This window comes from Neisseria sp. P0022.S010 (assembly GCF_051956635.1).
On record NZ_JBQCXF010000143.1, the window covers coordinates 1 to 6,973 of the forward strand.

General features: G+C 48.0%; 8 protein-coding genes. 3 read left to right on the forward strand and 5 right to left on the reverse strand.

The genetic code is table 11. The features are described 5' to 3' along the window. Nucleotides 1-144 precede the first annotated feature (144 nt). Nucleotides 145-1,056: a peptidoglycan DD-metalloendopeptidase family protein gene (locus ACTHUT_RS11960; RefSeq protein ID WP_049343617.1), complete on the reverse strand. Its 912-nt coding sequence runs from the start codon at nucleotides 1,054-1,056 to the stop codon at nucleotides 145-147. A gap of 93 nt (nucleotides 1,057-1,149) precedes the next feature. Beyond that, nucleotides 1,150-1,905, reverse strand: coding sequence for a 5'/3'-nucleotidase SurE (surE, locus tag ACTHUT_RS11965; protein ID WP_440385836.1), 756 nt, complete (start codon nucleotides 1,903-1,905; stop codon nucleotides 1,150-1,152). A gap of 98 nt (nucleotides 1,906-2,003) precedes the next feature. Between surE and ACTHUT_RS11970 the strand changes: the two genes are divergently transcribed. Beyond that, complete coding sequence (locus ACTHUT_RS11970; RefSeq protein ID WP_049349531.1) at nucleotides 2,004-2,342, forward strand: hypothetical protein; 339 nt, start codon at nucleotides 2,004-2,006, stop codon at nucleotides 2,340-2,342. A gap of 54 nt (nucleotides 2,343-2,396) precedes the next feature. Here ACTHUT_RS11970 and ACTHUT_RS11975 read toward each other — a convergent pair whose 3' ends face one another. Both ACTHUT_RS11975 and ACTHUT_RS11980 read right to left on the reverse strand, forming a co-directional pair. Continuing rightward, entirely contained in the window at nucleotides 2,397-2,765 is a 369-nt protein-coding gene (locus ACTHUT_RS11975; RefSeq protein ID WP_003746517.1) for a rhodanese-like domain-containing protein, read from the reverse strand. A gap of 112 nt (nucleotides 2,766-2,877) precedes the next feature. Next, on the reverse strand, nucleotides 2,878-3,213 hold the full coding sequence (locus ACTHUT_RS11980; RefSeq protein ID WP_003686488.1) for a carboxymuconolactone decarboxylase family protein: 336 nt from the start codon (nucleotides 3,211-3,213) through the stop codon (nucleotides 2,878-2,880). A gap of 128 nt (nucleotides 3,214-3,341) precedes the next feature. Here ACTHUT_RS11980 and ACTHUT_RS11985 point away from each other — a divergent pair, with 128 nt between their 5' ends. Beyond that, complete coding sequence (locus tag ACTHUT_RS11985) at nucleotides 3,342-4,298, forward strand: cupin domain-containing protein (protein ID WP_440385837.1); 957 nt, start codon at nucleotides 3,342-3,344, stop codon at nucleotides 4,296-4,298. Nucleotides 4,299-4,399: 101 nt separating this feature from the next. Here ACTHUT_RS11985 and typA read toward each other — a convergent pair whose 3' ends face one another. Further along, on the reverse strand, nucleotides 4,400-6,211 hold the full coding sequence (gene typA, locus ACTHUT_RS11990; protein ID WP_003746523.1) for a translational GTPase TypA: 1,812 nt from the start codon (nucleotides 6,209-6,211) through the stop codon (nucleotides 4,400-4,402). A gap of 419 nt (nucleotides 6,212-6,630) precedes the next feature. Between typA and ACTHUT_RS11995 the strand changes: the two genes are divergently transcribed. Beyond that, the coding region (locus ACTHUT_RS11995) for a bacterioferritin (RefSeq protein WP_440418826.1) at nucleotides 6,631-6,973 on the forward strand (343 nt) is incomplete at its 3' end.

A 6,973-nucleotide genomic window follows, 5' to 3' on the forward strand; every position in this document is an offset into this window, starting at 1 on the left:
TGATGGCAAAAACGCGGCGCAACCGCCCAATAGCAGGGTATAAAGAAAGGGAAGATGAAATTTCATGGGAAACCGGTACAAACAATCCCTACCTAAATGACATTTAGGCAGGGATTGAATTGAAATTAGGTTGCTTGAATCAGCTTAGAAGGCAACATAATTTGCCGGGTTGACCGGTTTGCCGTTTTGACGGATTTCAAAGTGCAACTGGGTGCGGGATGCATCGGTATTACCCATGTGCGCAATGGTTTGACCGCGTTTAACGGTTTGGTTTTCATTAACCAGCAGGCGTTGGTTGTGGCCGTATGCGCTCAAGAATGAGGAGTTGTGTTGGATGATGACCAAGTTGCCGTAACCGCGTAAGCCTGAGCCTGCGTAAACGACTTTACCGTCTGCCGCTGCAACGACAGGCTGGCCTTGCGTACCGGCGATATCCACGCCTTTGTTGCTGCCGCCGAAGTTGGCGATAACGTTACCGGTAGTCGGACGTTGCCATGTAATGCCGCTGACGTTGCGGCTGCTGCCGGTAGACACGGTCGGGGTATTGGCAGGCGTGCTTGGAGTTGGAGCGGTGGTTGTAGTTGTTGGGGTAGAAGGTTTGCTTGCAGAAGCTGCCGGTGCAACGTAGCCTTCAGGTTTTACACGCAGGGTTTGGCCTACGCTGATGGTGTTGTCGGCCAAGTTATTCCATGCACGCAGATTGTCTTGGGTAATGTTGTAGCGTTTGGAGATGTTGTAAACGGTATCACCGCGAACAACAGTATGTGTCGCGGCATTGATATCAACAGGCGCATAAGAAGGCGTGTAAGTGCCGGTGCTGCCGCTGTTGTACGTTGGCGCAGGTGTACTTGCCGGCGGAGTGTATGGCGCATCTGCCGCAGGGCTGGTGTTGGTATTGTAAGGCGCGGCACCGTAAGGATTGTCAGCAGTAGAGCTTGTTGTTGAACCACCGCTTTGTGTGCCGACGACTACAGGAGCCGGTTGTTGGCTGGCACAGGCTGCAAGTAATAAAACCAAAGCTGCCGATCCGGCATAAGATACACTTTTTTTCAACATGTTAATGACTTTCGTATTCGGGTAATTGTTCTCGTCGGGGCATATCATAATAAAAATATGCTTGTTTCTCAAGTGTTCGGCTGTTAGGGACTGTTAAGGCGCAGGGATTTCTGACCAAAAGGAAGCGGTTTGCTCCATTTGTCCGTAGGCAGTCAAATCGACTTGAAGGGGGGTAATCGTGATGAAGCCGGCCGCGCATTCGCCAAAGTCGGTACCTTCTTCGCTGTCGGAAACATCGCCGACCGGCCCAATCCAATAAATTTGTTCGCCACGTGGATTATACATGGGAACAATGCTTTGTTCATGATGGCGACGGCCGAGCCGTGTTATTTTTATGCCTTGGATATCTTCAGGTGCGACGGCAGGGATATTGATGTTCCATAAGATGGGTTTGGAAATAGGGTGTTTGAGAAAGTAGGAAAGCAGCATCCAAGCGGCTTTTTCTGCGGTTTCCCAATAACGGCCGCTGGAATCGGCAAGAGAGAAGGCAATGGCGGGAATGCCCATCAGATAGGCTTCCGTCGCGGCGGCAACCGTACCGGAATAAAGCGTATCGTCGCCCATGTTTGCGCCGTTGTTAATGCCGGATAAGACTAAGTCGGGTTTGAAATCGGCAAGGGCATGCTGGCCGACATGAATGCAGTCGGTGGGCGTGCCATTCACATAATAAAACCCGTTTTCCGCCTGCTTCAGTTGTAAAGGACGGTCTAAAGTCAGGGAATTGCTGACGCCGCTGCGATCGCGTTCAGGCGCAACCACCCTGACATTGGCAAATTCTGCACACACTCTTGCCAAAACTGCCAAACCGGGCGCAAGATAACCATCGTCGTTTGAGATTAATATGTTCATGTGACAATATTGTGTCTATCGGTAGAATGGGCGGTATTGTACTGGTTTGCTTGAGCGATTGTCCACGAATCGGCAACGTTTGGGCGGAAAGGATAATAATGAAACATTATGAATTAGACCCCAAAGCTTTATTGGGCGGCGTGATTGCTTCAGACGGCAATCAGGAGATTGTTCAGCTTTCACTGCAGAAAAATAATGAAATTCCGGCATATGAGACGGATGCGATTATTTTGCTTTTGGTTTTAAACGGCAAAGCCGAAATCAAAACGGTGGACGAAGTTTTGCAGACTGAAGGCTTGCAAGTTATCCGTCTTGAGCCGATGGAGGCGCACAGTATCCGCGCGTTGGCCGATAACACCAATATTTTGGTTATCAAACAATTGATTCATGAAACTGGTCTCAGCAAACGTTTGAGATTTGGAAGTTGCTGTCTGTAATGCAATAAAGGCCGTCTGAAAAGTTTCAGACGGCCTTTTTAAAATCAGCTAGGTTTATTTCAAACCTTTTTTCACCAAATCTTCATAACCGCCATGGTTGGTTACGTTGGTGTAACCGGCTTTTTTCAGTTCGGTCAGCGCGGCTTCTGCTCGGCGGCCGCTGCGGCAGTAGAGGTTGACCGGTGCGTTTTTATCCGGGCTGACGGATTTGATGCGTTCAACGATTTGGTCGTGCGGAATATTGAGCGCACCTTGCAAATGGCCTTCTTTGAATTCTTCGGCAGAGCGGACATCAATCCAAACGCCTTTTGCTTTTGCAGGTTGTGCCGCGCTTTTTTCAACTTTAGGCATAGAGGCAGCGGAAGCGGCCAAAGGAGTAGCGATAGCGGCGGCAAAAAGTACGGCGGTCAGCAGTTTCTTCATGATTCAATCTCCTGTTAGATAGAAAATAATATAATAACTATATCAGTTTAGCATTTCATCAGGCCGTCTGAAAGGGGAGTCGTCTTTCAGACGGCCTGATTTTACAGACCGATTAGCGTTGGGTTTCTACTGCTTCCAAAGCGCGCAAAGCGTAGGTATAAGCGGCACCAGCATTCAGTGCGATAGCGGTGGCCAATGCGCCGGCGATTTCGCTTTCAGTTGCACCTGCTTTGGCTGCGGCGGCGGCATGCACGCTGATACAGCTTTCGCAACGTGTGGTAATGGCAACGGCAATGGCGATCAGTTCGCGAGTTTTGGCATCCAATGCTTCGGCAGCGGCTGCTTGATCCAGTGCGCCGTAGGCTTGCAGCATTTTAGGATGATTTTTACCCAGTTCACCGAATGCTTTTTTTACCAAGGCGGTATGTTCAGGCCAGTCTTTAAACATGATATGTCCTTTCTTAATATGAGTGGATAAGATAAAAAATCCTATCCGTTTATATTTGGTGTGTGTATTATTGCAATAATTGGAAGATTAAAATCGTCAAAACATCTCATTTATTGGTAAAAAACACTATGGATATTTTGGATAGACTGGTCGAATTGGCGCAGGTAAAAGGCAGCGTGGATGTTCAATGTCTGTTTCAGGGGGAGTGGTATGTGAGGCATGAATCAAAGCGTGCGCATGGTTTGGTGCATATCGTAACTGCCGGTTCGGGTTATATCCGAATTGATGGGGAGCAAGAGGCCAGGCTGCTGAGTGCGGGGGATATTATTTTCTTCCCGCGCAGCGTTGGCCATACTTTGAGCAGCGACAGCAGTTGTGAAAATTTCGGTGTTCGCGTGCTGACGGCTGAGAATGGTGCATTTAAAGTCAAGCAAAGTCATGCCGGTGGAGAGGCTGCCTTGCATCTTTTTTGCGCACGGTTTGAATATGAAGCGCAGGCGGATATGATGATGGGACTGCCTGATACCGTTTTATTGAATATCAACCATCCGTCTTTGCAGTATTTGGTGACCTTATTGCAATATGAGAGCAGTCAGGCTTTATCCGGCTCGGTGGCAGTTGTGAATGCATTGGCTTCGGTGTTGCTGGTCTTTCTGCTTCGTGCCTGTTTGGAGAAAAATGAGGAAGCTCAATTAAGCGGTTTGCTGAATGGTTGGCAGGATAAACGTTTGCGGAATTTGCTTCAGGCAGTCGTCGAAAAACCGGAAGAAGAATGGAATATTGAGAAAATGACTGCGATGGCCAATTTGTCCCGTGCCCAGTTGATGCGGGTATTTAAACAGCAGACGGGAACAAGCCCGCATGCCTTTGTTAACAGCATCCGCTTGCAGCAGGGGGCGTTATTGTTGAAACAGACGGCGGATTCGGTTTTATCGGTTGCGCTTTCGGTCGGTTTTCAATCGGAAACGCATTTTGGTAAGGCATTTAAAAAGCAATATGGGATATCGCCGGGACAATATCGTAAAAATGATCGTACTGATGAAGCGGCGGTGCAGGCGGAAGAAATGTCGATTTACTTTATTTAAACAGATGATAAAAGGCCGTCTGAAAGTGTAAAAGTGAAATCTAGGATTTCCAAAACACTTTTCAGACGGCCTTGATTTTAAAGTATGTCAATCAAACAGGATTAGTCCAGTTTTTTGAAATGGCGTCGGCGTTCCAACTCGCTCAGGTAGCGTTTGCGCAGACGGATGGATTGTGGCGTGATTTCAACCAGTTCGTCATCGTCGATGAACTCAACTGCGCCTTCCAAAGTCAATTTGATAGGCGTGGTCAGGCGGACGGCTTCATCTGTACCGCTGGCACGGATGTTGGTCAGTTTTTTGCCTTTCAGAGGGTTTACCACCAAGTCGTTATCACGGCTGTGGATACCGATAATCATGCCTTCGTAGACTTTATCGTTTGGAGAAACGAACATACGGCCGCGGTCTTCCAAGTTCCACAGGGCGTAAGCAACGGCTTCACCTTGCTCTTGAGAAACCAATACGCCATTGTGTCGGCCGGGCATATCAGGTTTAACCGGAGCATAGTCGTCAAAAACGTGGCTCATCAAGCCGGTACCGCGGGTCAAGGTCATAAATTCACCTTGGAAACCGATCAGACCGCGTGCAGGAATATGGTATTCCAAACGTGTACGACCGTTACCGTCGCTTTCCATATTGGTCAATTCGCCACGGCGGCGGCCGAGTTCTTCCATGACCGCGCCTTGGTTTTCATCCGGTACGTCCACAGTCAGATTTTCGTAAGGCTCGCATTTTTGACCGTCAATTTCACGGAATACCACGCGCGGTTTGCCGACTGCCAATTCAAAGCCTTCGCGGCGCATGTTTTCCAACAAAATGGTCAAGTGCAATTCGCCGCGGCCGGAAACGCGGAAGACGTCGGCATCGGCTGTATCTTCAACACGCAGGGCAACGTTGGTCAGCAATTCTTTTTGCAGGCGGTCGCGGATTTGGCGGGAAGTTACGAATTTGCCTTCAGTGCCGGCCAAAGGAGAAGTGTTGACCATAAAGTCCATGGTCAGTGTCGGCTCGTCCACGCTCAACATCGGCAAGCCTTTGGGGTTGTCTTTGTCGGTAATGGTTACGCCGATACCGATGTCTTCGATACCGGAAATAATCACGATGTCGCCGGCTTCAGCTTCTTCCAAAGGTACGCGTTCCAAGCCTTGGAAGCCCAACAGCTGATTGATGCGGCCTTGGGCGACTTGTTCTTCATGATTCATGACGGCAACGACTTGGCCGGGTTTGATGCGGCCGTTCAGGATGCGGCCGATACCGAGGCGGCCGGTGTAGTTGTCGTAGTCGAGTTGGGAAATTTGCAGTTGCAGCGTTTCGTCCGCGCTGCCGCTTGGTGCAGGCGTGTGTTTTAAGATGGTCTCAAACAGAGGACGCATATCGTTGCTCTCGTCGGTTTCTTCCAATTTGGCAAAGCCAGAGAGGCCGGAAGCATAAACGATAGGGAAGTCCAATTGTTCGTCTGTTGCACCTAAGCTGTCGAACAATTCGAATGTTTGGTCGATAACCCAGCTTGGACGGGCAGACGGTTTGTCGATTTTATTGATGACGACGATCGGTTTCAGACCCAAAGCCAAGGCTTTTTTGGTCACGAAACGGGTTTGCGGCATAGGGCCTTCTTGTGCGTCAACCAACAGTACGACACAGTCGACCATGCCCAATACACGTTCCACTTCGCCACCAAAATCGGCGTGTCCCGGGGTATCTACGATGTTGATGTGGTAGCCTTCGTATTCGATGGCGGTATTTTTAGCGAGAATGGTAATGCCGCGTTCTTTTTCAAGATCGTTGCTGTCCATGACGCGTTCTTCGACTTGCTGGTTGGAACGGAATGTACCGGACTGGCGCAGCAATTGGTCAACTAATGTGGTTTTGCCATGGTCGACGTGGGCGATGATGGCAATATTGCGGATTTGTTTCATGATGATTTATAAGGTTTAGCTGGTTGCTTAAAAAAAAGATAACTGGCGATTATAGCATGATTCGCAAGTGATGACGGAATGGGTGATTCAAAAAAATAAGGCAAAAGCAGTTGAGAATAATTCATAATTAAATTTGATTGATTTTGTCGGATTATTTGCTTTTATTTATGGTTAACGAATGTAAATGTTTTTGAATGATGCAATGGATTCTTAATACTAATGTCAAAAAAATATTATTAAAAACAGGGGATTAATTTTTCAGACGGCCTTTTGGGTGGGTTAAATTTTTTGATAATTGTTTGTATTTTAAATAAAAAATTTGTCAAAACCGCTACTTGTGCATACAATTCGCTCATTCCGTAACAACACACGAATCTTCATTTCGTGATCGTCAACTTTTAAAAGAAAGAGAAAGAATTATGCAAGGCAACCAAGCTGTTATTGATTACATGAATGAATTGTTGTCCGGTGAGCTGGCTGCTCGCGACCAATACTTTATCCACTCTCGTCTGTACTCTGAATGGGGTTACAACAAACTGTTCGAACGTTTGAACCACGAGATGGAAGAAGAAACCACTCACGCCGAAGACTTCATCCGTCGTATCCTGATGTTGGGCGGTACTCCTAAAATGACCCGTGCCGAACTGAATATCGGTACCGACGTAATTTCCTGCCTGAAAGCAGACTTGAACACTGAATACGAAGTACGCGATGCGCTGAAAAAAGGCATCAAATTGTGCGAAGAAGCTCAAGACTACGTTA